The sequence below is a fragment of the Melghirimyces algeriensis genome (genome assembly GCF_900182565.1).
Classification (GTDB): Bacteria; Bacillota; Bacilli; order Thermoactinomycetales; family DSM-45169; genus Melghirimyces; species Melghirimyces algeriensis.
Window position 1 is genome coordinate 169,533 of the sequence record NZ_FXTI01000005.1, and the last position, 26,816, is coordinate 196,348.

27 protein-coding genes are annotated in these 26,816 nt (G+C 47.7%); 2 read left to right on the plus strand and 25 right to left on the minus strand.

The window, feature by feature from the left end; translation table 11 throughout:
* Positions 1–3 precede the first annotated feature (3 nt).
* The 4 genes from FN782_RS09200 to spoIIR form a co-directional block, all read right to left on the minus strand.
* A complete protein-coding gene (locus FN782_RS09200) occupies positions 4–567 on the minus strand; it encodes a manganese efflux pump MntP (RefSeq protein WP_142505494.1) in 564 nt (187 codons plus the stop codon).
* Between the two features lie 120 nt (positions 568–687).
* Positions 688–1,740, minus strand: coding sequence for an L-threonylcarbamoyladenylate synthase (locus tag FN782_RS09205; RefSeq protein WP_142505495.1), 1,053 nt, complete (start codon positions 1,738–1,740; stop codon positions 688–690).
* An 85-nt stretch (positions 1,741–1,825) separates the two neighbouring features.
* Positions 1,826–2,308, minus strand: a complete 483-nt coding sequence (locus FN782_RS09210; protein WP_142505496.1) for a GNAT family N-acetyltransferase — start codon at positions 2,306–2,308, stop codon at positions 1,826–1,828.
* Positions 2,309–2,777: 469 nt separating this feature from the next.
* Positions 2,778–3,407 (minus strand): stage II sporulation protein R, encoded by a 630-nt coding sequence (spoIIR, locus tag FN782_RS09215; protein WP_425462701.1) that lies wholly within the window; start codon positions 3,405–3,407, stop codon positions 2,778–2,780.
* A 149-nt stretch (positions 3,408–3,556) separates the two neighbouring features.
* Between spoIIR and FN782_RS09220 the strand changes: the two genes are divergently transcribed.
* Complete coding sequence (locus FN782_RS09220; RefSeq protein WP_142505498.1) at positions 3,557–3,769, plus strand: hypothetical protein; 213 nt, start codon at positions 3,557–3,559, stop codon at positions 3,767–3,769.
* On the opposite strand, the gene prmC is transcribed toward FN782_RS09220, so the two are convergent.
* Both prmC and prfA read right to left on the minus strand, forming a co-directional pair.
* Positions 3,763–4,629, minus strand: a complete 867-nt coding sequence (gene prmC / locus FN782_RS09225) for a peptide chain release factor N(5)-glutamine methyltransferase (protein WP_142505499.1) — start codon at positions 4,627–4,629, stop codon at positions 3,763–3,765. The genes FN782_RS09220 and prmC overlap by 7 nt on opposite strands.
* Positions 4,630–4,701: 72 nt before the next feature.
* Complete coding sequence (prfA, locus tag FN782_RS09230) at positions 4,702–5,769, minus strand: peptide chain release factor 1 (protein WP_142505500.1); 1,068 nt, start codon at positions 5,767–5,769, stop codon at positions 4,702–4,704.
* Positions 5,770–6,270: 501 nt separating this feature from the next.
* Here prfA and FN782_RS09235 point away from each other — a divergent pair.
* On the plus strand, positions 6,271–7,326 hold the full coding sequence (locus FN782_RS09235) for a CPBP family intramembrane glutamic endopeptidase (RefSeq protein ID WP_142505501.1): 1,056 nt from the start codon (positions 6,271–6,273) through the stop codon (positions 7,324–7,326).
* Positions 7,327–7,376: 50 nt separating this feature from the next.
* Here the strand turns inward: FN782_RS09235 and FN782_RS09240 are convergent, their stop codons facing one another.
* The 19 genes from FN782_RS09240 to FN782_RS09330 all read right to left on the minus strand — a co-directional run bounded on the left by FN782_RS09240 (position 7,377) and on the right by FN782_RS09330 (position 26,772).
* Complete coding sequence (locus tag FN782_RS09240) at positions 7,377–7,862, minus strand: hypothetical protein (protein ID WP_142505502.1); 486 nt, start codon at positions 7,860–7,862, stop codon at positions 7,377–7,379.
* Positions 7,863–7,890: 28 nt separating this feature from the next.
* Positions 7,891–8,499, minus strand: a complete 609-nt coding sequence (locus FN782_RS09245; RefSeq protein WP_142505503.1) for a thymidine kinase — start codon at positions 8,497–8,499, stop codon at positions 7,891–7,893.
* A 97-nt stretch (positions 8,500–8,596) separates the two neighbouring features.
* Positions 8,597–8,794, minus strand: a complete 198-nt coding sequence (gene rpmE, locus FN782_RS09250; RefSeq protein ID WP_142505504.1) for a 50S ribosomal protein L31 — start codon at positions 8,792–8,794, stop codon at positions 8,597–8,599.
* Between the two features lie 152 nt (positions 8,795–8,946).
* Positions 8,947–9,936 carry a LysM peptidoglycan-binding domain-containing M23 family metallopeptidase gene (locus FN782_RS09255; protein WP_142505505.1) on the minus strand — a complete coding sequence of 330 codons (990 nt, stop codon included), beginning with the start codon at positions 9,934–9,936 and terminating at the stop codon, positions 8,947–8,949.
* 90 nt (positions 9,937–10,026) lie between these two features.
* Complete coding sequence (rho, locus tag FN782_RS09260) at positions 10,027–11,292, minus strand: transcription termination factor Rho (protein ID WP_142505506.1); 1,266 nt, start codon at positions 11,290–11,292, stop codon at positions 10,027–10,029.
* A gap of 59 nt (positions 11,293–11,351) precedes the next feature.
* Positions 11,352–12,317, minus strand: a complete 966-nt coding sequence (glpX, locus tag FN782_RS09265) for a class II fructose-bisphosphatase (RefSeq protein WP_142505507.1) — start codon at positions 12,315–12,317, stop codon at positions 11,352–11,354.
* A gap of 143 nt (positions 12,318–12,460) precedes the next feature.
* The gene (gene murA / locus FN782_RS09270) at positions 12,461–13,708 is read right to left on the minus strand and encodes a UDP-N-acetylglucosamine 1-carboxyvinyltransferase (RefSeq protein WP_142505590.1); all 1,248 of its coding nucleotides are present in this window, start codon (positions 13,706–13,708) and stop codon (positions 12,461–12,463) included.
* Positions 13,709–14,029: 321 nt separating this feature from the next.
* Positions 14,030–14,677, minus strand: coding sequence for a fructose-6-phosphate aldolase (fsa, locus tag FN782_RS09275; protein ID WP_142505508.1), 648 nt, complete (start codon positions 14,675–14,677; stop codon positions 14,030–14,032).
* Between the two features lie 53 nt (positions 14,678–14,730).
* Positions 14,731–15,585 carry a class II fructose-1,6-bisphosphate aldolase gene (gene fba, locus FN782_RS09280; RefSeq protein WP_142505509.1) on the minus strand — a complete coding sequence of 285 codons (855 nt, stop codon included), beginning with the start codon at positions 15,583–15,585 and terminating at the stop codon, positions 14,731–14,733.
* A gap of 614 nt (positions 15,586–16,199) precedes the next feature.
* The gene (gene kce / locus FN782_RS09285; RefSeq protein ID WP_246064905.1) at positions 16,200–17,018 is read right to left on the minus strand and encodes a 3-keto-5-aminohexanoate cleavage enzyme; all 819 of its coding nucleotides are present in this window, start codon (positions 17,016–17,018) and stop codon (positions 16,200–16,202) included.
* An 11-nt stretch (positions 17,019–17,029) separates the two neighbouring features.
* Positions 17,030–17,425: a 3-aminobutyryl-CoA ammonia lyase gene (gene kal / locus FN782_RS09290; RefSeq protein ID WP_221930170.1), complete on the minus strand. Its 396-nt coding sequence runs from the start codon at positions 17,423–17,425 to the stop codon at positions 17,030–17,032.
* A gap of 25 nt (positions 17,426–17,450) precedes the next feature.
* Positions 17,451–17,822, minus strand: coding sequence for a response regulator (locus FN782_RS09295; RefSeq protein WP_281285934.1), 372 nt, complete (start codon positions 17,820–17,822; stop codon positions 17,451–17,453).
* Positions 17,823–18,103: 281 nt separating this feature from the next.
* On the minus strand, positions 18,104–19,714 hold the full coding sequence (locus FN782_RS09300; RefSeq protein ID WP_142505511.1) for a CTP synthase: 1,611 nt from the start codon (positions 19,712–19,714) through the stop codon (positions 18,104–18,106).
* Between the two features lie 204 nt (positions 19,715–19,918).
* Positions 19,919–20,323, minus strand: a complete 405-nt coding sequence (gene rpoE, locus FN782_RS09305; RefSeq protein ID WP_142505512.1) for a DNA-directed RNA polymerase subunit delta — start codon at positions 20,321–20,323, stop codon at positions 19,919–19,921.
* A gap of 132 nt (positions 20,324–20,455) precedes the next feature.
* Positions 20,456–20,671: a hypothetical protein gene (locus tag FN782_RS09310; RefSeq protein ID WP_142505513.1), complete on the minus strand. Its 216-nt coding sequence runs from the start codon at positions 20,669–20,671 to the stop codon at positions 20,456–20,458.
* 77 nt (positions 20,672–20,748) lie between these two features.
* On the minus strand, positions 20,749–24,012 hold the full coding sequence (gene icmF, locus FN782_RS09315) for a fused isobutyryl-CoA mutase/GTPase IcmF (protein ID WP_142505514.1): 3,264 nt from the start codon (positions 24,010–24,012) through the stop codon (positions 20,749–20,751).
* Positions 24,009–24,659 carry a TetR/AcrR family transcriptional regulator gene (locus tag FN782_RS09320; RefSeq protein ID WP_142505515.1) on the minus strand — a complete coding sequence of 217 codons (651 nt, stop codon included), beginning with the start codon at positions 24,657–24,659 and terminating at the stop codon, positions 24,009–24,011. Before FN782_RS09320 ends, icmF begins: the two co-directional genes overlap by 4 nt.
* Complete coding sequence (meaB, locus tag FN782_RS09325) at positions 24,656–25,633, minus strand: methylmalonyl Co-A mutase-associated GTPase MeaB (RefSeq protein WP_142505516.1); 978 nt, start codon at positions 25,631–25,633, stop codon at positions 24,656–24,658. Before meaB ends, FN782_RS09320 begins: the two co-directional genes overlap by 4 nt.
* The gene (locus FN782_RS09330; RefSeq protein WP_142505517.1) at positions 25,630–26,772 is read right to left on the minus strand and encodes an acyl-CoA dehydrogenase; all 1,143 of its coding nucleotides are present in this window, start codon (positions 26,770–26,772) and stop codon (positions 25,630–25,632) included. The genes meaB and FN782_RS09330 overlap by 4 nt, the downstream gene beginning before the upstream one ends.
* Positions 26,773–26,816 lie beyond the last annotated feature (44 nt).

Genomic DNA, 26,816 nt, shown 5'->3' on the forward strand with positions numbered 1-26,816 from the left:
CCATCATAGTAAAAACCGGAGGCCCAGAGAAATCAGGATGATGCCTCCCACCGCTTCCCCATAGTCGCCAATCCATGGTCCAACATTCCGTCCCAGAAGCAACCCCATAAAAGCCATCAACCCACCTACAAACCCGAACAAAAGGACAGCGAGAAGGATATCCACTTCAAACAGACCCAGGGAAAAGCCTGCAGAAAGAGAATCCAAGCTGACACTGAGAGAAAACATCAAAACCCCCCAGCCGGTAGATGAGTGAAAAGCTACCTCTTCTTTCTCCGAATCACACGCATGCCACACCATTTGTGCTCCTAGAATACAAAGCAGGACCCCACCTGTGATGACTGCAATGTTCTCCACCAACGCGCCCAGATACCGACCCGTCAAAAGCCCCAGCAATGGCATAACGACATGAAAAAAACCGATGATCAAGCTGATTTTCAAACCTTCAAAAAGCATGAGACCACGCATTCCAATGCCAATTCCCAAAGAGAAGGCATCCATTCCAAGTGCGACAGAAACCATAAACAGGGTCAATAATTGACCCCACTGGGGTAAGGTGAGCTCCATTGCCGATCCTCCCCGCACACGCTTGTCTTTGTCAAGGTATGCGAAAGCACGGACAAAAAGAACTCTTCTTGTCCCAGATCAAAAAAATCCCGTTTTCCAAAAACGGGATCAAAGAACCAATCAGGCTTTTATCACTCGACCTTCCGCTGCTTTTATCAACCGGTTCATCACCGAAAAAAGCACTCCCTCGGATGGAAACCCTTCCGCCACAATCCATTCCGCACCGACTTCATCAAACGTCCGAAGAGACTGATAAAGGCCTTTTGCAATGCTTTCCGGTTCCGACTTCCGCCCGCAGGGTATAATCCAATCCGCCTGATATTCTTGTACTTTTTCCTCTGTCGTCAAAATTCCAACTGTTTTTCCTTTCCGAAACCCTTCATCCGCCAATTCCTGCACTCGCCTCGTCAGAGCATCCGCTTCTCCCGTCACCAACCACATCGTTCCATGGGGGGCATAATGACGATATTTCATACCTGGAGAACGAGGCGCTTTGATTTCCGATTCAAGTCCCAGGTCCACCACAATTTCTCCCACCGCTTCCTGAAGCATCTCCAGGGTAATTCCCCCAGGGCGGAGCAACACCGGTGTTTCCGCCGTAACATCCACTACTGTCGATTCAACCCCAACCCCTGTCATTCCTCCATCCAACAACCCATCAATCCTCCCTGACAGATCCTTCCATACATGATCCGCTTGGGTAGGACTGGGCTTTCCAGATCGATTGGCGCTGGGAGCAGCGACGGGGAGTTGGCACGCCTTTAACAGAGCAAGAGCGACAGGATGGGATGGAATGCGAATTCCTACAGTGGGAAGACCGGCAGTCACTTCAGGAGCCAAGTTGCCTCGATGGGGAAGCACCAGAGTCAGGGGACCCGGCCAAAATCTGTGAGCCAACGTTCTTCCCTTTTCGGAAATCTCCCCCACCCAATGGCTGATCTGGGTTGGATCAGCAATATGTACGATCAAGGGATTGTCCGAAGGGCGTCCTTTCGCACGAAAAATGGAAGCTACCGCTTCCCTTGATGTGGCATTCGCCCCCAACCCATAGACCGTTTCCGTAGGAAAGGCTACAAGTCCCCCCTTCTTTAAATAGGATGCCGCCTCTTGAATCAGAGGATTCCCGTCCAATCCAAAGGTTTCAGGATCAATTCTCCATCGCTGAGTCTCCATTTACAAAAACCCTCTCATGCTTCTCAACTATTTTTACAGGATATCACTACTCGTGTCAGACAGAAGTTGATCAATTTTCATCATATTACACCTTTTTGCTATCCCACTCAATCTTTGTCGAGCTGTTATTCCCACACCGATAAATCATGGGAATCCCTTCTTGAGGCCCGACGTTTCGATTCTGGGCAGAACTGCGAATTTCCTCCGGAAGTGATTCCCAATCCAACGGCTCAAACCCAAAAACTTGAAAAATATCAGGGTTGATTCCTGTGATCAGGTAGATTTCTTGTAAACTGGAACGCTGAACATGGGAAAGAATCACTCCGATAAGCTCAAGAATGCTTTTCGCATTCCGAAAGCGTTTCTCCAGAACAAAAGAACGCAAAACCCCTTTCGTTCCATATACCTCTAACCCAACTGTACCAACAGACTGATGGGACCGGCAATCGTCCACCATCAGAAAATTTTCCGGGTGGCATTCAACACCCCAATCGCTGACGGATGCCTGTCGCAGAAGTCGGACAATGGTTTCCCTGTCCTTAGTATTTGCCTGTCTGACAGAATACATATCATTTCCTCCCACCTGTTTGTCTCTCTATGAAACTATGGAAGTCTGCTGAAAAATAGAACAAGAAACCAATAAAAAAAGGTCCGTGAGGACCCGATCTCGTTTACAGGAACTGCTGTCTGAAAGTCCAGGGTTTGAATCGTGGGATGAAAGATGGCCTTGCTCGAAGCCCCTTCTTTTAGGGGGGAGCAAGAGCAACCCCAGTCCGAGGACAATCGAACGTATGAGTGGCGCTCATCCTACTCGCAGTGGGTTGTTTCTTGAAAATGTTATGGAATGGGGTTCCAGCGGCAAACGCGTCTCTCCCGCTGGGTAAAGCCATAAGAGTAAGTGAAAGGGACCAGCGTACTGGTAACAGGTACGCCGCCCATGCGGGTACATGCGGCTTAGCCTTAGACTGCATGGGGCGGGCTGATTTGGGAGTTGTCCGAAACAGAAATGGACTGAGGAAGGACAAGCTTTGGATCGTTCAATCTTCCAAACCAAACAACCCGGAAAAAAAGCTTTTGACGGAATCAAAGAAGAAAAAGCGGATCTCCACGTCTTTTTCTTCCACATCCGAGGAAGAATCCATTTGTGCCGGTGCGGCCATTGCCCGATCCGCCACGGCTGTCCGTGCAGAAACGGCATCCCCATTGCTCATATCCACAAAACAGAGGGGAGGAAACAAAACACACCACCAATTGTCTCCCTTTCCTTGTCCAAGTGTAATCAACACCGCTTCATACTCACCAGCAGGATATACCTGGTCACCATACAATTTGGTGGGAAAAGAGACCGGGCCAAATTCCACATTTACAGGATATTGAAATCCTTTTTCCTTAACCGTTTGTTTCGCAATCGACTCCAGTCGGGGTAGATGGGAACGAATCATTTGACGAGCTTCTTTCAGTGTTTCAGGCTTGTCCGCCCAATGTTCCACTTCCTGGATAACTGCATCTCTCACCTTGCGCTTCAGCTGTTGATCCTGGGTGGAGTCACTGTTGGCCAAGATTCGCAGTCGAATGGCCTGTTCCGGTATCTTGTTGTTTTCCCCAGCTTTTTCAGCCTTCACAGAAAGAATATCTTCCCCAAGCCCACCACCATTCGTCAAAAACATCAAAGCAAACAGACCGACCGATAATAGAAGCAAAAACAAATAAGACCGCATCCGCATGTAAACCCCTCCTCCATTTGTTCTATCCCTCATTATGGACAGGCTGGACGGGCTTTAATCAAAAAATCATGCGGAAAGGTGGATGAATCCTTATGGATTCCGTGCAACTCTCGTTCCTGTTCCCTGATCAAACTGCTGACAAAGATAGTTCCAACCGTTTAGCGGACAACCTGCTTTCCCCTTTTGTCCGCTGGTTGGAACCGGAGGGAGTGAAGCGGACTTCTTCCACTTTCTTGCTGGAGGAAAGAGATGCGGAAACGGAATCTCTCCTTCACCACGTTGTCATGAACCTCAGGATTCAATGAATCCTTGCAATTACAATACGGGAGCGACCCGCCAAATCGGAAACGATGTCCACATCCGTATTCTCCAATTGATTTTCCAGTATTTCCTTCACCTTTTGACTCTGTCCTTCTCCCACTTCAAAGGCAACCAAACCGGGCCGATTCATGTATTGGGGAAGCTGTTTGACCAGAATTCGATACGGATCCAATCCATCCTTTCCTCCATCCAAAGCAAGAATCGGTTCATATTTTTTGACTTGCGTATCCAATGTATCAATCACTTGGGTTGGAATGTATGGGGGATTGGACACCAAAACATCCATCTTTACACCACTCTCTTTAAGAGGAGTCAACCAATTTCCTTCCAGCCAACGGATCCGGTCGTTTGTACCGTGTTGTTCCCCATTTTTCCGGGCCGTAACGAGAGCTTCCGAAGAGCAGTCCACAGCGACCAGTTGCCACAACGGACGTTCCGCTGCCAACGTAACCGCAATCGCACCACTCCCTGTCCCTGCATCCACCACGGTAATGGGGGAGTCCTTCCAAATGCGCTGGGTTTCCCTTAAAACGGTCTCAATCAGGACTTCGGTCTCCGGACGGGGAATCAGCACGGAAGGTCCCACCTGAAATACCCGTCCATAAAATTCTTGCTCTCCAAGAAGATACTGGACCGGAACCCCTTTTGCCCGTTGAACGATTTGATGAACATAACAATGGATGATTTTTGGCTCCATTGGATCACGAAAACGGGAAAAAAGACGCGTGCGATCCCATCCCATCACGGATCGAAGCAACAATTCCGCAATAAATGAAGCACTTTCCACTCCCCGTTTTTGAAGATATCGCCTTCCCACCCGATAGGCCTGTTCAAACGTTTTCATGTCCTTTCCCTCCTTTCCCCAATCTCGCTCACTGAAAAAACGGGCAGCAATGCCACCCGATTTCTGAATCACCTATTCCACTTTTTTCAACAGTTCCGCTTGCTCCTCTAAGACAAGTGCTTCAATCAATTCATCCAACTCTCCGGACATCACCAGATCCAGCTTATGAAGGGTGAGTCCGATCCGATGATCCGTCACCCGGCTTTGGGGAAAATTATAGGTTCGAATCCGTTCACTGCGATCCCCTGTTCCCACCTGAGTTTTCCGGGCATCATCCAACTTGGCCTGTTCTTCCTGCTTCTTTTGATCCAGCAGACGCGCCCGCAACACCCGCATCGCTTTTTCCCTGTTTTGAATCTGCGATTTTTCATCCTGACAGGAAACCACAATTCCTGTGGGAAGATGCGTAATGCGTACTGCCGACTTGGTGGTGTTCACACTTTGTCCCCCTGGACCGCTGGAACAGAACGTATCAATGCGCAAATCCTTTTCGTTAATATCCACGTCCACTTCCTCCGCTTCCGGAAGAACGGCCACTGTTGCCGTTGAGGTGTGAATTCTCCCTCCGGACTCCGTGGAGGGAACCCGTTGTACCCGATGGGCTCCACTCTCATATTTCAGGCGACTGTAGGCACCTTTTCCCTGAACGGAAAAAATCACTTCCTTAAACCCGCCAAGTCCTGTAGCATTGGCATCCAAAACTTCTGTCTTCCATCCCTGCCGTTCTCCGTAGCGACTGTACATACGAAAGAGATCAGCTGCAAATAGGGCCGCTTCCTCTCCCCCAGCCGCACCCCGGATCTCCACAATCACATTTTTATCATCATTGGGGTCTTTCGGTAAAAGGAGTGTTCGAAGCTTCTCCTCCAAGAATTGCTTTCGTTCTGAAAGTTGGTCCAACTCTGCTTTCACCATGTCAACCATTTCAGGATCTGATTCTTCGATCAACATGGCTTTGGCATCCGCATATTGACTGCTGACTTCTTTGTATTCGCAATAAGCCTGATATTTCGGTTCCAAATCAGACTGCTCTTTGGAGTAAACTCGAAGTAATTCTGTATTTTGGATCACTTCGGGGTCGCTCAACAGTTGATTTAATTCTTCATATCGCTCGCGAATCGATTCCAAACGTTCCAGCACACCGCTTCACTCCCCGAATGTTTCTCAAGGAAGAAACACATTGGATAACGTATCTATTATAGGATACAATAGGATGATCGTCAAAAACCGACTCATTTCCCAGGAAATAAACCACCTGATGATAAGGTAAGAAGGATTACATGAGGTTTATGACAAAGCGGTGAAAGGGTGATTTCCGTTTCCGCATCTCTTTCCTCCAGCAAGGAAGTGGAAGGAATCCGTTACCGGAACCCCCTTCTTATTATCTTTGTCAGCAGTCTCGATTACATGATTCTCTCTCGCAAATTTGACCATGTTTTGGTATCTTTAAGGTACGAATGATCCCTCTTCAGACAACATACTCTGGGGATATGGCACATAAGCAATCATTCAATTCTTATATTTCTCTATTGAATATCGTCATTAAAGGCTGAAACCGCATTGTCGCCGCCCAATGATCACCAAATGGGCCTCATGTCAATCAAACAGATCTACTGATCCCAAAAAAGGTGGTTTCACTACATGTTTGAAATCATAGGCGTTATAGTGCAATTTATTCCATTCTTTATTTTATTGTTACTGGCAAATGGGGCGGAAAATCCCCGTTTACTGGAACAGGGACGTAAAAAGGGAGCATCTTTCGCTCTATCCATCATTTCCCATATCCTTCTCGGACTGATCTTTTTTATATTCATCGTGATTGGAATCCTGATCAGCCTTTTGGGTTGGATCGCACAAAACCAAGAGAAGTTTTTAGAAGTCCCTCAAGTCCCTCCAGAGGTTATGATGGATATTATTGAATCCCTGCCCACTGTTGGTCTCAGCTTTTGGCTCCCATCTCTGTTGGGAATGTTATTGTTTATTCCGGCCATTCGGCGCATAATCGCCCGTTTGATTCCCATTGACCCGAACCATCGGGTGCACACCATCTCCTTGGCATCATCCATGATCATCTGGATTTATTTCTTCTTTTTTGTCGCCATTGGACTGGAAACCCTGAGCCAGTTGACTACCGGACAGGAACAAGCCAATACGTTGTCAACACTCTGGGCACAGCAGATCACTTTTTTCTTTCTTGCCCTGGTCGGAGTGGGATGGCTCACCCGCCGGAACACGGGAGCTGTTCTTAAACGGTTGGGATTGAATCGACCAACGCTGCGACATCTTTCCATCGGAGTCACTAGCGGTCTGCTCCTTGTCTTTGGAGCTCTATCGCTGGAGTATTTAGCTCAATTCGCTGGTTTCCCCAATGACCCTCATGTAGAGCAATTGACGGATGATTTATTGGGTCCGCTTTTTGGTTCTGCCCTGGGAATATTAACACTGGGATTCGCTGCCGCTCTTGGAGAGGAAGCGATCTTTAGAGGTGCATTGCTCCCACGATTTGGTCTATTCTTTACATCTCTTTTATTTGCAGTGGTTCACAGCAATTATGGACTTAGCTTATCCACTGTCATCGTTTTCTTTGTTGGTCTCGCACTGGGCTTTTTACGACAACGTTATGACACGACAACAACCATGATTGTGCATGCCACATATAACATCACATTGGGAATCCTCACTTATCTTTCCATCTAGAAACAAATACAGCTTGAGCCTGCATCACGACAGCTCAAGCTGTATTCATTTCAACCTCCAAACGGAAGGTAACGAAGCGGATTCCACTTGCTCAGTCCCACCTGGACCCGAATCTCATAACGGGGAATTTGGAAAGTGACGTTTCGGAGAACTTGCTCCTCCAGTTTTGCATAGTCCTTTTGAGCGACACGAGCTTCAGGAATGACTTGAATGGCCGCATGCCCACCCAGAATCCTGACTTTTGCATCCCGGACGCCATCCACTTTGAGGGCAATTGCCTTCATCTGCCTTTCCACATTTTCTTGGGGAGGTTTCACATTGGACCATTGCCCCACATCAGACAGGTTAGGATTTGCATTTCGGAGTCCAAATCGACCTTCATCCTGCAAATAGCGGTGTTGATCCTTTTCATAAAGATACTCAGGACGATGATCCGTTTTGGATCCCGTCTCCTGCTTTCCAGCACAACCGGCAATAAGGAGACCCAAAAGGAATACCAGGACTCCAACGTACCAAAAGTGGCTTAGGCGCTTCAAAAAAACACCTCCCTGAACCTAGTTTGCGTCAGGAAGGCAAAAAACTTTTCGGTAATGTTTTCCCAACCGGAACTTTATGACAGTGTCGACAACGGGCTTCATACTGTTCAGAAGCACCTACCTGAATAACAGGCCCGTCTGTTTCAGCCGGTTTTCCATCAATCAATCGCTGTGTCCGGCTGGCCGGACCTCCACATTGAACACAAATGGCTTGCAGTTTGGTGATGTATTCAGCAACAGCCATCAGCTTCGGGGTGGGTCCAAAAGGCGTTCCTCGAAAATCCTGATCCAATCCAGCACAGATCACCCGGATCCCCCGATCCGCCAATTCCTGTGCCACTTGCACCACAGAATCATCAAAAAATTGAATCTCATCAATCGCTACCACATTCGTCTTTTGCAAAAGGTGCTCCAAGATTTCCTTGGCTTCATGAATGACAATCGCATCTGTATAGACACCATTATGCGATGTTATCGCTTCCGGGCGATAACGATTATCCACAATCGGTTTAAAAACGGCCACATTTTGCTTGGCAATGCGAGCTCTGCGAATACGTCGAATGAGCTCCTCACTTTTCCCGGAAAACATCCCTCCGCAGATGACTTCAATCCACCCTTCTTTCGTCACAGGATTCATCTCCCATTCCCCGCTTCCCCCATTTATGTATAAACGGAGAAACAGACAAGCGCATCATCCGCTTGCCTGTAGTCTCTCTATATCCGTCTATGCTGTTTTAGAGATTGTATTTTTTCTTAAAGCGATCGACGCGACCACCGGCACTGACATGCTTTTGTTTACCGGTGAAGAAGGGGTGACATGCAGAGCAGATATCCACACGCAAATTTTCTTTGGTCGATCCGGTCTCAAATGTGTTGCCACATGCACAGGTCACAGTCGTTCGTTTGTATTTTGGATGAATCGCCGCTTTCATTCAAGATCACCTCTCTTCCATCCCGGTTGCATTTAAACATTTCGTCCGGCACAAACACTGCAATATTATATCATGATCCTTGAAGGACTTGCAAGCAGTTGGGGAAGAATCCAGACATAACCACCAAAAAATGATAAGGAAAAGACCCACATTTACTTCAAGGAAGGAAGAACACGAAGAGGAGGAATGGGTCGACCTTTTTGCCGAACCTCAAAATGAAGATGAACCCCTGTGGAATTTCCCGTCGTTCCCATATAACCGAGATGGCTTTTTGGCGTCACCTTCTGTCCAATACTTACGGTTACTCGGCTCAGATGGGCATAATAAGTCGTCCATCCCTTTCCATGATCCACCACGACAAGGTTTCCATAACCTCCGGCCCACCCTGCACGAATAACGGTCCCTTTACGTGCAGGACGAATAAGCGTTTTTTGCTGTTTTTCATTCCAGATGTCGATTCCCCGATGCAGAGCTCCGTTTCGTTTCCCAAATCCACTGGTTATCTTCCCCGTTACCGGCCAACGAAAGGCGATTTTTCCTTGAGTTGGTTTCGTTTCTGAAGCAAGTTGCACGCTGTTTTTGGAAGCGGGGTGACTTGGGGAAACTTGGGACGGTTTAATCAGTTGAGGAATCACCAATACCTGACCGACATAAAGAGCTTCGGACAAATTCAGATCGGGATTGGCCCTTTTGAGTGTTGCCATCGTTACCTTATATTGTTGTTTAATATCAGAAAGCGTCTGTCCTTCCTGCACCCGAATCCGTTTCATCTTTACAGGAATCTTCAATTTTTGGCCGGGCTTCAACAAGCGAGGGTTACTGATTTTGTTATATGTCATTAGCCTCTTGCTATTCACACCATATCGAAGGCCGATTCCATAGACCGTTTCCCCTTTTTTCACCTGATGGATGAACGGCTTTTCATCGGTTTTCACCGCCAACTCCCCTTCGGAAATAAAAGAAACAGGGTTCAAATATTGATAAAAGGCTTCTTTCGCAATCTGTTTCTTCTCCCAGTTCGGCCCATGGGGAGTCAATCGATCCTTTTCAACAGCTTGGGCGGATTCCGCCTCCATCCCAGTAAATACAGAGGCTGTACACAGGGAAAGAGAGGAAGCAACCCATCTGGTTTTATTGGACATCACAACACCTCACACATAGTTTTCGGGAATGAAATCATCTCCATAACCCATTCCTATGTGTGAAAACGGCCCATAGAACCAACGCTTCTCCTATGCGGTGGAAGTACGCCGTATCCGACATTCCAACCCATTGATAAAATCCTCGTTGGATGGTGTATTGGCCAACTTCTGTATAAACGCTTCCATATTCTCCGCACCATCCACCATTGATTTCCTTAAATTCCATATTTTTTCCAATTCCTCTTGGGAAAGAAGGAGCTCTTCCTTGCGAGTTCCGGACCGCCGGATGTCAATTGCCGGGAAAATTCTTCGTTCCGACAATTTCCGGTCCAAATGAAGCTCCAGATTTCCGGTTCCCTTAAACTCCTCATAAATGACATCGTCCATTCTGGAGCCTGTATCGACCAATGCTGTAGCCAAAATGGTCAAACTTCCACCTTCTTCTACATTGCGAGCCGCCCCAAAAAACCGCTTCGGCCGATGAAAAGCAGCAGGATCAATTCCTCCGGAAAGCGTCCGGCCGCTGGGAGGAATCACCAGATTATACGCTCTCGCCAAACGGGTGATACTATCCAGAAGAATCACTACATCCCGTTTATGTTCCACCAACCGTTGTGCCCTTTCCATCACCAACTCTGCCACCTTGATATGATTTTCAGGCATCTCATCAAAGGTGGAACTGACCACTTCACCATCGACAGAACGTTGCATATCCGTCACTTCTTCTGGTCGTTCATCAATCAGAAGGACAAACAAATCCACATTGGGACAGTTGGTTGTAATACTGTTGGCAATTTCTTTTAAAAGCGTGGTTTTACCTGCCTTGGGCTGGGCAACAATCAAACCTCTCTGACCAAGCCCAACAGGTGAGAACAGATCCATGATCCGAGTGGACAATTTATCTGCTTCCGTTTCCAAAGGAAGCCTGTCTTGAGGATATAGGGGAGTCAGCGCGGGGAAATGAAGTCGTTCCGCAGCTTGATTGGGGTCTTCTCCGTTCACAGCCTCCACATGCAAAAGACCAAAATACCGTTCGTTTTCCTTGGGGGGTCTCACTTTTCCAGATACCAGATCTCCGGAACGAAGATCAAATCGCCGAATCTGAGAGGCGGAGATATAGATATCTTCAGATGACGGAAGGTAATTGATCGGCCGAAGGAAACCATAGCCCTCCGGCAAAACATCCAATACCCCTTCCATAAACATCAATCCGTCTTTTTCTGCTTTTGCCTTTAAAATAGCAAAGATTAATTCTTTCTTTTTCATCTGACTGTAGTAGGAAATGTGATATTCTTTTGCCAGCTTATATAAATCCGTTAAACGTTGATGCTCCAATTCGCTCAGAGAGAGCTCCATGAATCACTGTCACCACACTCTTTTTACATATTTTCCATCTTGTCCCGTTACGGCACCTCTTATTCCAAAACCAGATTCGGTTTTTTCTCCAAACGGTGTTTTCCATCAATAAATCGTACGGTACCGGTACTGGCTCTCATCACCAAAGAATGAGTGGTCACCATCGTTCCTTTATAGCGGACTCCCTGCAGCAGTTCACCGTCTGTAACCCCTGTTGCCGCAAAGATGGCATCATCACCCTTGACTAGATCGCTCATATAAAGCACCTGGCTGGGATCTGTGATGCCCATATCTATACAACGTTGAAACTGCTGTTCATCTTCAGGCAACAGCCGCCCCTGAATTTCACCACCTAGGCATTTCAGAGCCACTGCAGCAAGAACTCCTTCAGGCGCTCCACCGGAACCAAGCAGAATATCCACACCCGTATCCGGAAAGGCGGTGTTGATCGCAGCCGCCACATCTCCATCCGAAATCAGTTTAATGCGCGCTCCTGTAGAACGGACCTCCTCTATAATTTGACTATGACGGGGCCGATCTAAAAGAACAACCACCAAATCGTTGATGTCTTTTCCCAGAGCACGTGCAACGGACTTCAGATTATCTTTGACAGGAGCATTGATATCCACATGTCCCACGGCTTCAGGACCCACCGCAATCTTATCCATATACATATCCGGAGCGTGCAACAGATTTCCGCGATCGGCCACAGCAACAACCGACAAGGCATTCCACAATCCCTTTGCGACAATATTTGTCCCTTCTAGGGGATCAACAGCCACATCCACTTCCGGCAGATAGCCAAGGCCCAGACGCTCACCAATGTACAACATCGGTGCTTCATCCATTTCCCCTTCACCAATCACAACGGTCCCACGCATCGGTATGGTGTCAAATACTTTTCGCATGGCTGAAGTGGCAGCATCGTCCGCTTCATCTTTCTTGCCAAACCCCATCCATCGCCCAGAGGCTACTGCAGCAGCTTCCGTAACACGAACCAGCTCCATGGTTAGACTGCGTTCCAAAAGAATCCCCTCCACAACTGAATTACCACTATTCAAGCATGATTCCGAATTGGATACTTGAATCTCTATCAATAGAGTAACACAATTTATTTATATGTTACACAAATTCATATCACTATACCAGTCACGGAAAAGGGATAAGGCTATTGCCACCAAACTTGGGCTCCCAAGGATTGAAGCTTGTGATGCAATGCTTCATAGCCCTGATTTAACTGTTCTGCATTCAACAGGCTCGTAACCCCTTCAGCCATCAAAGCCGCAACAACCAATGCCGCTCCTCCTCGAAGATCCGGTATTTGGACAACGGTTCCGTACAGCGGAGTAGCTCCTCTGATCATGGCTCTCCTCCCTTCTACATGTATGCTGGCTCCCATCCGACATAATTCTTCCACATGGTCAAACCGGGAAGGAGACAAAGGGTCAGAAATCAAGCTGATGCCATCGACTTTGGTTAACAGGGAGGAAAAGGGTTGTTGCAAGTCAGTGGGGAATCCTGGATACGGAAGCGTCTTGATATCAATCGATCGATATCGATCCGCACCGAACACCCTGAGATTTTCATCCTTTTCTTGGACCTGGACTCCCATTTCCCGCAGCTTGGCAGAAACGGCCTCCAAATGACGGGGAATCACCTGTTCCAGTGTCACATCTCCCGAAGTGGCCGCTGCTGCGATCATATAGGTTCCAACTTCAATGCGGTCCGGAATCACCGTATGTAAACAACCTTTTAAGGATTGCAAACCATGAATCCGGATTACATCCGTCCCCGCCCCCTTGATCTGGGCTCCCATGGAGTTAAGCATTGTGGCGACATCAATAATTTCGGGCTCTTTTGCCGCATTCTGTATCGTCGTGACCCCATTCGCTTTTACAGCAGCCAACATAATATTTATCGTGGCCCCCATATCGGGCTCATCGAGATAGATCCGAGCTCCACGCAGACAGGGAACCTTCAGATGGATCGTTTGTTCCGTTTGGGTCAACTGTGCTCCTAACGCTTTTAACCCTTTAAGATGCAGATTCTTGGAATGGAAATCGATTGGAGATTCTGTGGGGAGATAAATGAGAATTTCTCCGAAACGGCCCAACATTGCCCCTATAAAATAAGTGAATACCTGAAACTCTCTTTTCGTTTCAGCGACAATTGCGGTACGTTTCATTCCTTTGGGATCAATGAGCAATCTGTCTTTCTCTCTTTGACAAGCACCTCCCAAATCCTGCAGGAGGTTTGTCAGCAACTCCACGTCCCGAATCCATGGCATGTTTTCAATCGTGGTAGGAGACTCTGCCAAAATTGCAGCAGGAATCAAAGCGACGGCACTATTTTTCGCCCCACTGGCGGAGATCCGGCCATACAGAGGACGCCCTCCTTTGATCATCAGCTTTCCCATCTCAATCTCCCCTTTTTCACACAGCATCCCCCTAACATGGTATATCCAATCGGGGCACATCACCGGATTCGCAAAAGGAAAACCGACGGTGACAGGGAACGCCTGCAACCGCCGGACACTGATGATACAAACCAACAGACTCCCTGTTGAGAGATAGACCAAGAGAGATGCCGGGCTCTGATTTCCGTCTCCACATCTCTTTCCCCAGCCAACTAGAGGACGCAGAGAAAGAGAAAACAAATCCGTCAAGCGGATGGAGGAACGAAGGTTGCTTTGTAACCGGAAGTTACCTGCTCCGTCTAAAAAACTGGTTCAACAGTCTCATCCTTTGTTTGCTTTTTCCCAATCCTCTTTAAAGCGTTGAATTCCCTGATCCGTCAACGGATGGGAAAGGATCTTTTTCATCACTGCAAAAGGCAGCGTAGCGATATGGGCTCCACTTTCTGCTGCCTGTGCAACATGAATGGGATGACGTATACTGGCAGCAATTATTTTTGTGTCTATGTTATGAACATCAAATATATGTGCTACTTCATCGATCAGTTTCACACCATCATGGCCAATATCATCCAACCTTCCCACAAATGGGCTGACATAGGTGGCTCCGGCTCTGGCAGCCATTAATGCTTGATTGGATGAGAAAATGAGAGTGACATTGGTTTTGATCCCCATCTTCGATAGCCGGTGAACGGCTTTTAACCCTTCTGCCGTCATGGGGACTTTAATGGTGATTTGATCCGAAATAGCAGCCAGTGGTTCCGCCTCTTCCAACATCCCTTCCACATCATCACTCAATACCTCAGCGCTTACGGAGCCGTCAACAATATTGACAATCTCCTTGACGACCTCCGTAAAATCCCGGCCGGATTTTGCCACCAGGCTGGGATTTGTCGTGACACCGGACAGGATTCCCCATGAATTTGCGGTACGAATCTCCTCAACATCGGCTGTATCAATAAAAAACTGCATAAATCCCTCATCTCCTGTCATACAGGGAATCCTTTCGGATTCCCTGCAGAATGTCAAGCTTTCCCGGAGCTTCCAAACAAGCGCATTTTTTCCTTCACCGTCTCCTTAATCGCCTCGCGGCCAGGCCCCAGATATTTACGCGGATCAATCATATCAGGGTTATCATTGAGCAACTCCCGAACAACACCGGTGCAAGCCACTTGGCTCTCTGTGTTTACATTGATTTTGCCAACTCCCAATTGAATCGACTGCTTGATGGATTCATCCGGTACACCGGACCCACCGTGAAGGACAATGGGTGCTTCAATGTTTTTGGAAACCTCATCAATAATATTAAAATGGATTTTCGGCTCTCCTTTATACATCCCATGAGCGGTACCCACCGCAATCGCCATCGCATCCACTTTGGTCTCATTCCAGAAACGGATGGCTTCCTTTGGGTTCGCCAATGCAGCATCCGCTTCATCTACCTGAACATCATCTTCCACTCCGCCGATCGTACCCAGTTCACCTTCAACGGAAACACCGACGGCATGAGCAGCTTTCACAACTTCCTTGGTCAGACGGATGTTTTCTTCAAAAGGATAATGAGAGCCATCAAACATGACGGAAGAAAAACCAGCTTGAATACATTTCATCACCATTTCAAAGCTGCTTCCGTGATCCAAGTGAAGAGCCACCGGAACACCCGATTCCTTTGCAGCGATCTCGGCCATAGCCACAACATAGTCAATCCCCATGTAACGCATAGCACCTTCACTGACACCGAAGATAAACGGAGAACGTTCTTCCTTTGCCGCTGCGGCAATCCCTTGGACAAACTCCAGATTGTTCATGTTAAACTGCCCGACCGCAAACCCTTCTTTTTTGGCGCGGGGAAGAAATTCCGTCATGGGTACCAAAGACATAAGTAATCCTCCCTGATCTGATTTTTAGTTCCGGTCGTCCCGCAGAAATTATACCACTGTATATAGGAGTCCCGGCGAACGCTGTCATCTTTGAATTATAACACCGAAGACTGGAATCCGACAGATATCCGATGAAATCCTCCTTGATTTACAGCGTTCTTTTCCTCGTATCATTTGTTTTCCATCCAATTTTTACCCTTCAATGAGTGTTCTATGTTTGACCCCTATGGGAGGGAATTTCCCACTCTTCGTTAAAATGGTCCCAAACGTTCCTAAAGGGAGAGTGAAGCGTCTTTATATCGTGTCAGAACAAACTGACTTTAACGATCACAGTGGTGTTTTTGTACTGCCTTGTATGTTAGCATAGCTACAAAGGAAGACCAAGACCATTTGTGAGGGATGGAGTCAGCTAGAGTACCCTTTTTCAAGTATCTGCTTAAAGGACAGCTTATGTAGAAAGTCGTGCAAGCATGAAGATCTTTCGGAAAACTGGGCCTTGGATATATGCTTGATGCTGGCTGGAGCCAACCTTGGCACACAGACAAGCCCTTTTCGGGTCATTTGATGACTCAACGATCATGACCAAACCCTTCTGAAAGATAAATGATAACGCTTCATTTTAAGCCCAATATCTTTCGAGCCTCATCCGGTGTAGCCACTTCCCTTTCCAACTCGCAGGCAATCCGGCGAACTCTGTCCACCAACTGAGCATTGGTGGCAAGTTCTCCTTTTCGGTAATATATATTATCTTCCAAGCCGACGCGGACATGTCCTCCCAGGGCAACCGCAAGAGCTGCCATGGTTAGCTGATGTCGACCCATACCCGCAACCGTCCATGTCGCTTCTGGAGGAAGTTGATCGATTAACAGCAAAAGATGCTTGGCTGTGGCCGGCATCCCTCCCGGTACACCCATCACAAAATCAAAATGAAGATGGCCGGTCACCCATTTTTCCTCAACCAGTCGGAGAGCAGCAGGTATCATTCCTGTATCAAAAATTTCAAATTCAGGGCGAACGTTGAGCTCCTTCATCTTCTCTGCAAACTGACGCACTTCTGCAAAGGGATTGTAAAAAACATCCCCGCCAAAATTTACGGTCCCCGTAGTTAATGTGGCCATCTCCGGCTGAAGGGTAATCGGTTGCAAACGCTCCTCTGCTGACATATTGACTGCACCACCTGTAGAAACCTGCACGATGATGGGACACCGTTTTTGGATCTCTTCGATTGCCGCTCTGTACAACTCTCGGCTTTGGGTCGGTTTCCCCTCTGCATCCCTCACATGGATATGGGCAATCGAAGCACCTGCCCGATATGCCTCCATCGCCGCTTCACCGATTTCCTTCGGTGTAATGGGAAGATACGGGGTATCCTTTCTTGTCACTTCCGCTCCCACCAATGCAGCCGTGATGATTAACTTTTCCAATCCCTTCACCCCATCTCCTATTAACGGCTTAAACGCTGGCGATCTTTTGGGACCACACAGGTTCCAATCGCTTTTGCCACCAATAAAGGCTCTTCCAAAACTCTTGCTGCGGAAGCACAATCTGGATCAATCCGGGATTCGATCACTTTCCATGCAGAAAAATGCATCGTTCGCGATGTGTTCCCCACCCGAACGATTTCCCCTTCTACCTCAATATAATCCCCGGCATAGACTGGCGCTTTAAACGCAATGGAATCATAGCCTACAAACAAACCTTCATCCCCATCATGACGAATTAAAAGTTCGGTGGCCACATCCCCGAACAAAGCCGTGATTCGGGCCCCATCCACCAAGTCTCCTGCATAATGGGCATCATTTTGACTCATCCTCAAACGGAGTTTTACTGGATCCATCATCTGTTCTCCTCCTTATTCCAAACCCCTATAAATTGAGATAACGCAGTGCTTCCTCCCTCAGTTCCTCAATATCAAAAGGTTTTGTAAAATGAGTCAAGGCACCCAGCTTCGATGCTTCTTCCACCATATCCAACTCTCCGTATGCAGTCATCATAATCACATTGATGCGTATTTGCTCCTTTTGCAAGTGTCTTAACAATTCCAGGCCATCCATACCGGGCATTTTCATATCCAAAAGAACTAAATCCGGCTTTTCCGTCTGAATGATTTCCAAAGCGGCCTCTCCATCAGCTGCCTGAAAAATCTGAAGACCTTCCCGTGAAAATACCTCTTTCAGCAACACCCGAATGCCATATTGATCATCTACAATCAACAGTTTTTTCATCGCGTAGGTCATTTTCTATTCCCCTCCTTCCAAAAATATTTTAAGCGCTTTGGAATCTGTACCAAATTTTTTCTTGCCACAAAAAGACCTTCATTTTAAATAATTTCGTACCCGGCAGTCAATTTCCTCCCTTATTTCTGTGAAAAAACTGTCGATTATAGAACCTATGTAAAAAAACATACTAACTAAACCGTAATATACCGGATTATTATATATAAATTATTTTTATTGAAATAAACCTTAAAAAAAATAAACAGCCACTCATCCAGGGAGTGGCTTGATTCCATTTCTATTTAATTTTTCAAATGGGCACTTTTCAATGCAGCTGTAACAAAGTCCCGGAAAAGCGGTTGGGAACGATCCGGACGAGAAGTAAATTCAGGATGAAATTGGCAACCAACAAACCAAGGATGGTTTTTCAGTTCCACAATCTCCACTAAACGCCCGTCTGGAGAAGTGCCAGAAAAAACATATCCAGCCTCCATCATTTGTTCACGGTATGCATTGTTAAATTCATAGCGATGCCGGTGACGTTCATACACCAAATCATCTCCATAGGCTTTTTGGCTCAAGGTATCCGGGCTCAATTTACAAGGATAGAGACCCAGACGCATCGTACCACCCAGGTCTTCAACTTCCTTTTGCTCAGGAAGAAGGTCAATCAGAGGGTGAGGCGTTTCCGGATCAATTTCGGAACTGTTTGCTCCTTCTAATCCCAACACATTTCTGGCTCCTTCAATACAAGCCACTTGCATCCCCAGACAGATCCCAAGCATGGGAACCTGTTTCTCGCGCGCATATCGAATGGCCGTAATTTTTCCCTCGACCCCCCGGTCACCAAATCCTCCGGGAACCAGTATTCCATCTGCATCCTTTAAACAGTTATGAACATTTTCTTCTGTAACTTCCTCAGCATTCACCCAAATGATATCCACTTCTGTATCATTGGCGAAACCGGCATGGTTCAATGCTTCCACCACACTCATATAGGCATCCCTGAGTGCTACATATTTTCCGACGATGGCAATGTTCACTTTTTGCTTCAGATGTTTCACTTTGTTGACGAGATCAATCCAGTCCTTCATATCTGCTTCTGGACAGGAAAGCCCCAAGTGTTTCACAACAATGGAATCCAGACCTTCCGCCTGAATCATCAGGGGAACTTCATACAGGGTTTCCGCATTGCGAGCTTCTATCACAGCTTCCCGATCGATATCGCAGAACAGAGCAATCTTTTGTTTCATCTCTTCAGAAAGGGCCCGTTCCGTACGACAGACAATCACGTTGGGCTGGATGCCGATACTGCGAAGTTCCTTCACACTGTGCTGTGTCGGCTTGGTCTTCAGTTCCCCGGTAGCAGACAATTCGGGGATCAGGGTACAATGAATGTACATCACATGGTCGCGCCCAACTTCACTCTTGATCTGACGGATCGCTTCCAGAAAAGGAAGGCTTTCAATATCTCCAACCGTTCCCCCGATTTCCGTAATCACCACATCCGGATGCGTTTCCCGCGCTGCCCGAAAGACGCGATCCTTAATTTCATTAGTAATGTGGGGAATGACCTGAACCGTTCCTCCGAGGTAATCCCCTTTCCGCTCTTTGTTAATCACGGCGGAATAGATTTTACCAGTGGTTACATTGCTGTTTTTTGACAGATTAATATCAATAAAGCGTTCATAATGCCCCAAATCCAGATCCGTTTCCGCTCCGTCATCGGTTACAAAAACTTCTCCATGCTGATAGGGACTCATTGTACCTGGGTCCACATTGATATAGGGATCAAATTTCTGGATGGTAACACTTAATCCGCGGTTTTTCAAAAGCCGACCCAACGATGCCGCGGTAATCCCTTTTCCCAACGATGATACGACACCGCCAGTCACAAAAATAAACTTGGTCATCATTCCGCCCTCCTTGAGGTATCGTTCCCATTTCATTACTTATCCATTAGAAAAAGCGCCACCCTGTAATTAGGGGGCACTTTTACAATGCGAGGGTTTTATTTGATGGCGACCGGGTCGCCGATCTGTGAATTTCAATGATACCAGCTTTAGCCCATGTGCTAGTTTAACTCTGGTACCCACCTTTGTCAAGCAGAGCCTCTTTCATTCCTCATCATAATCCTGAAAGCCACCGCGGAAATCCTGATCCTCATCCGTTTCATCCTCACTGGGAAAGTTATCTTCCAGTTCCTCATCCGATTCATCATCTTTTACGTTTTGAGCAACCGCAGAATCCGTACTCTGGTCCATGGAGTACCAACGTTTTAAGCCCCACAAGCTTTTTCCTACACAGATAAACCTTCCATCAATATTGATTTCTGTATAGAGTTGAGCAATCAAACGATTCTTTTCCTCTTCAGAAAACCCTTTCAGCTTGGCCACTTCTTCCATCAGATTCCGGTACAGTACGGGTTCCCCTTTTTCTTTCAAGAGAAAATAGGCCAGTTCAACCATGGAGGTTTCCTGAATCTCTTCATCATTCAGGTCCCGGATCAAGGTCTCAGGCATATTGAGCACATCCTTCCATTTCAAGGGTCAGGAATTTCCGTTATCTTTTCACCGTATGTCTATTTTAACCAAAACATTGGTGAAGTCAACCAATGTCACGGCTCTGAAATATCCATCTGCGTACAAAAAATCTTAAAAACCGACCTGATGAAGGTCGGTTGAGGTCGATGACAAAGTGGGGGAGAGGGGATTTCCGTCTCCGGATCTCTTTCCTCCAGCAAAGAAGAGGAAGGAGTCCGCTTCACCCCCTCCGGTCCCAACCAGCGGACAAAAAGGAAAAGCAGGTTGCCCGCTAAACGGTTGGGACCTCCAGGGGTTCCGCTGAGTTGTCGGAAAAGGATGCTCCACCGGATATCCCCCTTCTTATTATTTTGTTATTTTTGTCAGCAGTCTCAACCGACCTGATGAAGGTCGGTTTGTTATCATTACATATTGCGTCGGTACTGTCCGCCCACCTCAAACAACGCATCGGTAATCTGTCCCAGACTGGCATAGCGGACGGTATTCATTAACTCTTCAAACAGATTCCCATTCTGTCTGGATACTTCTTTCAAGCGGTTCAGCGCTCTTTGTGCCTGATCTTTGTTGCGATTCTGAAAATCTCTGAGGTTTTGGATTTGCGTCTGCTTTTCTTCTGGCGTGGCTCGTGTCAGTTGATAGTTCGTTTCCGCCTCTTCGCCTTCTTTGCGAAAGGTATTCACTCCGATAATCGGCAGTTCTCCTGAGTGTTTCTTGGTCTCATAGTAGAGGGATTCATCCTGAATTTTTCCGCGTTGATATTGGGTTTCCATCGCTCCAAGAACGCCGCCTCGATCGCTGATCCGTTCAAATTCCTCCAGTACAGCCTCTTCAACCAAATCCGTTAACTCTTCAATAATAAATGATCCCTGAAGCGAATTTTCATTTTTCGCCAGACCCAGCTCTTTATTGATAATCAACTGAATCGCCATGGCCCGTCGAACCGATTCCTCTGTCGGAGTGGTAATCGCTTCATCATAAGCATTGGTATGCAGTGAATTACACTGGTCATAAAGAGCCATCAATGCCTGCAATGTGGTTCGAATATCATTGAAATGAATTTCTTGGGCATGAAGGCTTCGGCCTGAGGTTTGGACATGGTATTTCAGTTTCTGACTGCGTTCATTGGCTTCATACAACTCCTTCATGACGACAGACCAGATACGCCTTGCCACCCGTCCAATCACTGAATATTCGGCATCCAGCCCATTGCTGAAGAAAAATGAAAGATTGGGAGCAAACCGATCGATGTCCATCCCACGAGAGAGATAATACTCCACATAAGTAAACGCGTTGGCCAGGGTAAAGGCCAGTTGTGAAATGGGATTGGCTCCTGCTTCAGCAATATGGTATCCGCTGATACTGACGGAATAGTAATTCCTGACATTGTTGTCGATAAAAAACGCTTGGATATCGCCCATCATTTTTAATGCAAATTCCGTAGAAAAGATGCATGTATTCTGCCCTTGATCCTCTTTCAGAATATCCGCTTGCACGGTTCCCCGAACGGTGGAGAGGGCCTTGGCTCGAATCTCTTGAAACTCCTCCGGGTCCGGTTCCCTACCTTGGCGATCCCGGAATTGATCCACCTGTTGATCGATGGCGGTATTGAGAAACATCGCCAGAATAATGGGAGCAGGACCATTGATGGTCATGGAAACACTGGTGTTGGGAGCACACAAATCAAAGCCGCTGTATAACTTCTTCATATCATCCAAGGTGCAAACACTGACGCCGCTTTCCCCAATTTTTCCGTAGATGTCCGGCCGCTCATCCGGGTCCCGTCCATACAGCGTGACCGAATCAAAAGCGGTAGACAAGCGTTTCGCCGGTTCCCCCTCAGACAAATAATGAAACCGTTTATTGGTACGCTCCGGTGTTCCCTCCCCCGCAAACATTCGCTTGGGGTCTTCATCTGCCCGTTTGAACGGGAACACCCCGGCCGTAAAAGGAAATCGTCCCGGAACATTTTCCAACATCCCCCAACGCAGAATCTCACCCCAATCCTTAAATTTGGGGAGAGCTACCTTGGGAATCCGGCTGCCGGATAACGTTTCCGTATATAGAGGGGTTCGTATCTCTCGATCCCGGATTTTTACTGTATATTCATCCTGTTGATACGACTCCTTCAACTCCTCCCACTGTTCCAGGAAGCGCTTGGATTCAGGCAACAGACGGCTTTCCATTTCCTCTCTAACCTGTTCCAACTGATGAAAAAGGGCGTCATCCTCCTCTACCCCTTCAGCCTCCAAAACTTCCCGACTCCCTTGCAATTGAAAAACCTTCCGGGCTAAATCAGATTGTTCGCTCACTTTTTTGTGATAGGAACGAACCGTATTGGAGATTTCACGTAAATAGTGGCTCCGCTCCGGTGGAATGATATGCCGGATTTCCACCTCTTCTCCATTTGTTTTCAGCGTGCTCTCCCAGTTTAGTTCGCATTTATCAGACAATTTCCGGATCAATGCACAGTAAAATCGGTCGGTACCGGGATCATTAAAGCGGCTGGCCATGGTTCCATATACAGGAATTTCCTCATCCGGCACATCAAATTGTTCATGGTTCCGCCGATATTGTTTCTTTACATCCCGAAGAGCATCTTTGGACCCCTTGCGGTCAAACTTGTTGATCGCAACCAAATCCGCATAATCCAACATTTCAATTTTCTCCAGTTGGGAAGGAGCTCCAAATTCCGAAGTCATCACATAGACAGCCAGATCACTTACCTCGATCACATCCGAATCTCCCTGCCCAATACCACTCGTTTCCAGAAATACAAGATCAAAGTCAGAGTGTTTAAGAATTTGCAGGGCTTCCTGGGTGGCTCCAGACAATTCCGAACGGGTTCGCCGTGTGGCCAGACTTCGCATAAACACCCTGGGGTGATATACCGCATTCATCCGAATCCGATCCCCCAAAAGGGCGCCTCCCGTCTTCTGCTTGGATGGGTCAATGGACAGAATGGCCACCTTTTTATCCGGGAAATCCTCCAGAAACCGTCGTACCAGCTCATCCGTCAAGGAGCTTTTACCCGCGCCACCGGTGCCCGTAAGACCAATGACCGGAACCTTTCGACGGGATTTCTCTGTTTCTTTTGACGGCTCTGCCAACATCGCTGAAACCTCGCTGGAGGCATCAGTAAAAACTTTCCGTTCAGCCATGGTGATCAGTCGGGCAATCCCCCGAAAATCCCCTTTTCGAGCCGCTTTTGTCTCCCAACTGATATGTTCCACCGTTGGAAAATCGCATAATCGGATCATATGTTGGATAATCCCTTGCAACCCCATCTGGCGTCCATCCTCAGGAGAAAACACCTTGGCCACACCGTAAGATTCCAACGCCTTAATCTCCTGAGGAACAATGACGCCCCCACCTCCGGCAAAGACGCGGATATGATCCGCCCCTTTGTCCTTGAGGCGATCAATCATATATTTAAAAAACTCCATATGTCCGCCTTGATAGGAAGAAACGGCGATCCCCTGAACATCTTCCTGAAGGGCGGTGTCCACAATGAGATCAACCGATCGGTCATGGCCCAGATGAATCACTTCAACGCCATTGGATTGCAAAAGCCGTCGAAACAGATTAATGGAAGCATCATGTCCATCGAAGAGACTGGCAGCCGTCACAAAACGAATGGGGTGTTGCGGTCGATAGCTCTCCGTCGTCACTGCACTTCCCTCCCCTGTTCTTCATGGGTACATTTATCAAGCAAAAGAGCCGTCTGACGCCGGGTATACTCTTCCAGTGTATAATGTTGTTTTAATGCCCATCTTCGAAAGGTCCACATTTGACCAAGAACCATGATGTTATGGGCCATCAATTTAACAGAAGAGGGAGTTAAGGTGAGTGTCCCATCCTGAATCCCCCGACGTAAGATCTCTTCAAACAAAAAGGTGATCTCTTCCTCTTTCTTCAACACATAGGACATCGCTTCTTTGGGAAGTGATTTGGTCTCCTGATAGATGAGAAGCACATAATCACTCATCTCTTCCATTACTTTGAAATGCTGAGCGATCGCTTTGGTTAACCCTTCCCGCCCCGTTCCTGTTTCCGCCAACGCATTTTTCAGCCGTTTTTCCAATTCCGAATGAATGTAATCACAGACCAGGTAAAGAACATCCTCTTTACTCTGAATATACTCATACATCGTCCCGATGGAGAGACCGCATTCCCTGGCAATCTCCCTGGTGGTTGTCTTGTGGAACCCTTTCCGGACAAACAGGTCACAGGCTCCACGAATCATCTGTCCTCTCCGCTTTTCCACCAACTGCCGGTTTTTTACCATCGACGGAATCCGTTTGGGGTTCCGGCTCATGAACGTCCCCCTCCTTCCTCACGGACCAATTCGGACAGCCATTTTGCAGCCATCCGATGCGGACTCAACTTCCGGGACTGAACCAAGTCCAAATCTCTCTGAAAATCAGCTCGATTCACTTGCTTTCCCAGAAGGTAACGCAACCGATCCTCAATAATCACTTGCACTTCCCGACGGAGATGAGAGCGGCGGCGTTCCCCCCACCCTCCGGTCTCCTGCATAAAATACCTGTGCTGTTCCAGTTCCGCCCAAAACTGATCCGTTCCCCGCCCCGTCCTTCCTTCGGTTTGAACAATAGACGGAATCCAATCCGCTTCGTTTTTGGACAGGTGAAGCAATTCCTCAATGTCCCGGACGAGCTTTCCAGATCCACTCCGATCCGATTTATTGACAACGAATACATCCGCTGCCTCCATGATCCCTGCTTTAAATACCTGTACAGCATCCCCGCTCCCAGGAGTCAATACAAGCGCTACCGAATCCGTCATATGCATAATATCGATCTCCGATTGCCCGACCCCCACCGTTTCAACAAAAACGACATCGTAACCCGCCACATCCAACACACGGGCCGCTTCACGGGTAGCCCTCGCCAAACCTCCCAGGTTCCCGCGGGTCCCCATACTGCGAATAAATACATCCGGGTCCAACGCATGGCTTCCCATTCGGACCCGGTCTCCCAGCAAGGCTCCACCGGTAAAAGGACTGGTCGGGTCAACAGCAAGCACCCCGACGCGCTGTTTCCTCTTTCTGAGGTGACGGACCAACTGATCCACCAATGTACTTTTTCCGGCACCTGGAGCCCCGGTCACTCCCACGAGAAAGGCATTTCCGGTATGAGGATAAATTGCCTTTTGCAATTCGTCCCCCTCCGGACTTCTGCATTCCAGACAGGAAATCGCTTGGGCAATCTTACGACGGTTTCCGGAGCGGATCTCCTCGACCCACTTCTGAATCGCTCCATAACCCTTCATTCATTCATCAAGTGATTGGCAATCACCACCCGCTGGATTTCATTGGTCCCTTCATAAATTTGGGTGATTTTTGCATCGCGCATAAACCGCTCCACTGGATACTCCCGTGTGTATCCGTATCCGCCGAAAATCTGCACAGCTTCGGTTGTTGCTTTCATCGCCATATCTCCGGCATACAGCTTTGCCATTGCGGATGCTTTTCCATAGGGAAGCCCCTGACTCTCCAACCAAGCCGCTTGATAGGTTAGAAGACGTGCTGCCTCAATCTCCGTAGCCAGATCCGCCAACTTAAATTGAATGGCCTGAATTTTTCCGATCGGTTTCCCAAACTGCTTCCGTTCTTTGGCATATGCCGTCGCTGCATCCAAGGCTCCCTGTGCAATTCCCACCGCCTGGGCAGCTATCCCATTCCGCCCTCCATCCAGAGTCATCATGGCAATTTTAAACCCCTGTCCTTCCTCTCCAAGACGGTTTGCCTCTGAAACCCGACAATTTTCAAAAATAATTTCTGTAGTAGGTGAAGAGCGGATTCCCAATTTTTGCTCCTTTTTTCCAATGGAAAAACCGGGAGTTCCTTTTTCCACGATAAAAGCAGTAATCCCACGATGCTTTTTTTCGGGCTGGGTAACCGCAAAAACCACATAGATTTCCGCTTCCCCGCCATTGGTAATAAAGATTTTGCTTCCGTTAAGAACGTAGGAATCCCCGTCTCGGACAGCGGTTGTTCGCATGGCAGCCGCATCTGAACCGGACCCCGGTTCCGTCAGTCCATAGGCGCCCAGCATTTTCCCTTCCGCCAAAGGACGCAAAAACCGTTCTTTTTGCTCCGGGGTACCAAATTTGTAAATCGGCCAGCTGGCAAGAGACAGATGAGCCGAAAGCGTCACCCCTGTGGATGCGCATACCCGTGACAATTCCTCCACTGCAATGACATAGCTGAGAAAGTCGGCTCCAACCCCACCATTTTCTTCGGGCCAGGGAATTCCCGCCAGACCCAACTCACCCATTTTGTCAAAAATGGATCGATCAAACCGTTCCTCTTCATCCCGTTCTCCTGCGGTGGGAGCCACTTCATTTTCGGCGAATTCACGGACCATCTTCCGCATCATTTGATGTTCTTCACTCAGTGTAAACTGCATTATATACCTCCTCACCTGTGATCGGTTCCTCTGTTCCAGATGGG

What these genes read in the sequence shown, in the direction of transcription:
- FN782_RS09200 (WP_142505494.1), bottom strand. Translation starts at nt 567, where the DNA reads ATGGAGCTCACCTTACCCCAGTGGGGTCAATTATTGACCCTGTTTATG.
- FN782_RS09205 (WP_142505495.1), bottom strand. Translation starts at nt 1,740, where the DNA reads ATGGAGACTCAGCGATGGAGAATTGATCCTGAAACCTTTGGATTGGAC.
- FN782_RS09210 (WP_142505496.1), bottom strand. Translation starts at nt 2,308, where the DNA reads ATGTATTCTGTCAGACAGGCAAATACTAAGGACAGGGAAACCATTGTC.
- spoIIR (WP_425462701.1), bottom strand. Translation starts at nt 3,407, where the DNA reads ATGTTTTTGACGAATGGTGGTGGGCTTGGGGAAGATATTCTTTCTGTG.
- FN782_RS09220 (WP_142505498.1), top strand. Translation starts at nt 3,557, where the DNA reads ATGGATTCCGTGCAACTCTCGTTCCTGTTCCCTGATCAAACTGCTGAC.
- prmC (WP_142505499.1), bottom strand. Translation starts at nt 4,629, where the DNA reads ATGAAAACGTTTGAACAGGCCTATCGGGTGGGAAGGCGATATCTTCAA.
- FN782_RS09235 (WP_142505501.1), top strand. Translation starts at nt 6,271, where the DNA reads ATGTTTGAAATCATAGGCGTTATAGTGCAATTTATTCCATTCTTTATT.
- FN782_RS09245 (WP_142505503.1), bottom strand. Translation starts at nt 8,499, where the DNA reads ATGAATCCTGTGACGAAAGAAGGGTGGATTGAAGTCATCTGCGGAGGG.
- rpmE (WP_142505504.1), bottom strand. Translation starts at nt 8,794, where the DNA reads ATGAAAGCGGCGATTCATCCAAAATACAAACGAACGACTGTGACCTGT.
- FN782_RS09255 (WP_142505505.1), bottom strand. Translation starts at nt 9,936, where the DNA reads ATGTCCAATAAAACCAGATGGGTTGCTTCCTCTCTTTCCCTGTGTACA.
- rho (WP_142505506.1), bottom strand. Translation starts at nt 11,292, where the DNA reads ATGGAGCTCTCTCTGAGCGAATTGGAGCATCAACGTTTAACGGATTTA.
- murA (WP_142505590.1), bottom strand. Translation starts at nt 13,708, where the DNA reads ATGGGAAAGCTGATGATCAAAGGAGGGCGTCCTCTGTATGGCCGGATC.
- fsa (WP_142505508.1), bottom strand. Translation starts at nt 14,677, where the DNA reads ATGCAGTTTTTTATTGATACAGCCGATGTTGAGGAGATTCGTACCGCA.
- fba (WP_142505509.1), bottom strand. Translation starts at nt 15,585, where the DNA reads ATGTCTTTGGTACCCATGACGGAATTTCTTCCCCGCGCCAAAAAAGAA.
- kal (WP_221930170.1), bottom strand. Translation starts at nt 17,425, where the DNA reads ATGATGGATCCAGTAAAACTCCGTTTGAGGATGAGTCAAAATGATGCC.
- FN782_RS09295 (WP_281285934.1), bottom strand. Translation starts at nt 17,822, where the DNA reads ATGACCTACGCGATGAAAAAACTGTTGATTGTAGATGATCAATATGGC.
- FN782_RS09300 (WP_142505511.1), bottom strand. Translation starts at nt 19,714, where the DNA reads ATGACCAAGTTTATTTTTGTGACTGGCGGTGTCGTATCATCGTTGGGA.
- rpoE (WP_142505512.1), bottom strand. Translation starts at nt 20,323, where the DNA reads ATGCCTGAGACCTTGATCCGGGACCTGAATGATGAAGAGATTCAGGAA.
- FN782_RS09320 (WP_142505515.1), bottom strand. Translation starts at nt 24,659, where the DNA reads ATGAGCCGGAACCCCAAACGGATTCCGTCGATGGTAAAAAACCGGCAG.
- meaB (WP_142505516.1), bottom strand. Translation starts at nt 25,633, where the DNA reads ATGAAGGGTTATGGAGCGATTCAGAAGTGGGTCGAGGAGATCCGCTCC.
- FN782_RS09330 (WP_142505517.1), bottom strand. Translation starts at nt 26,772, where the DNA reads ATGCAGTTTACACTGAGTGAAGAACATCAAATGATGCGGAAGATGGTC.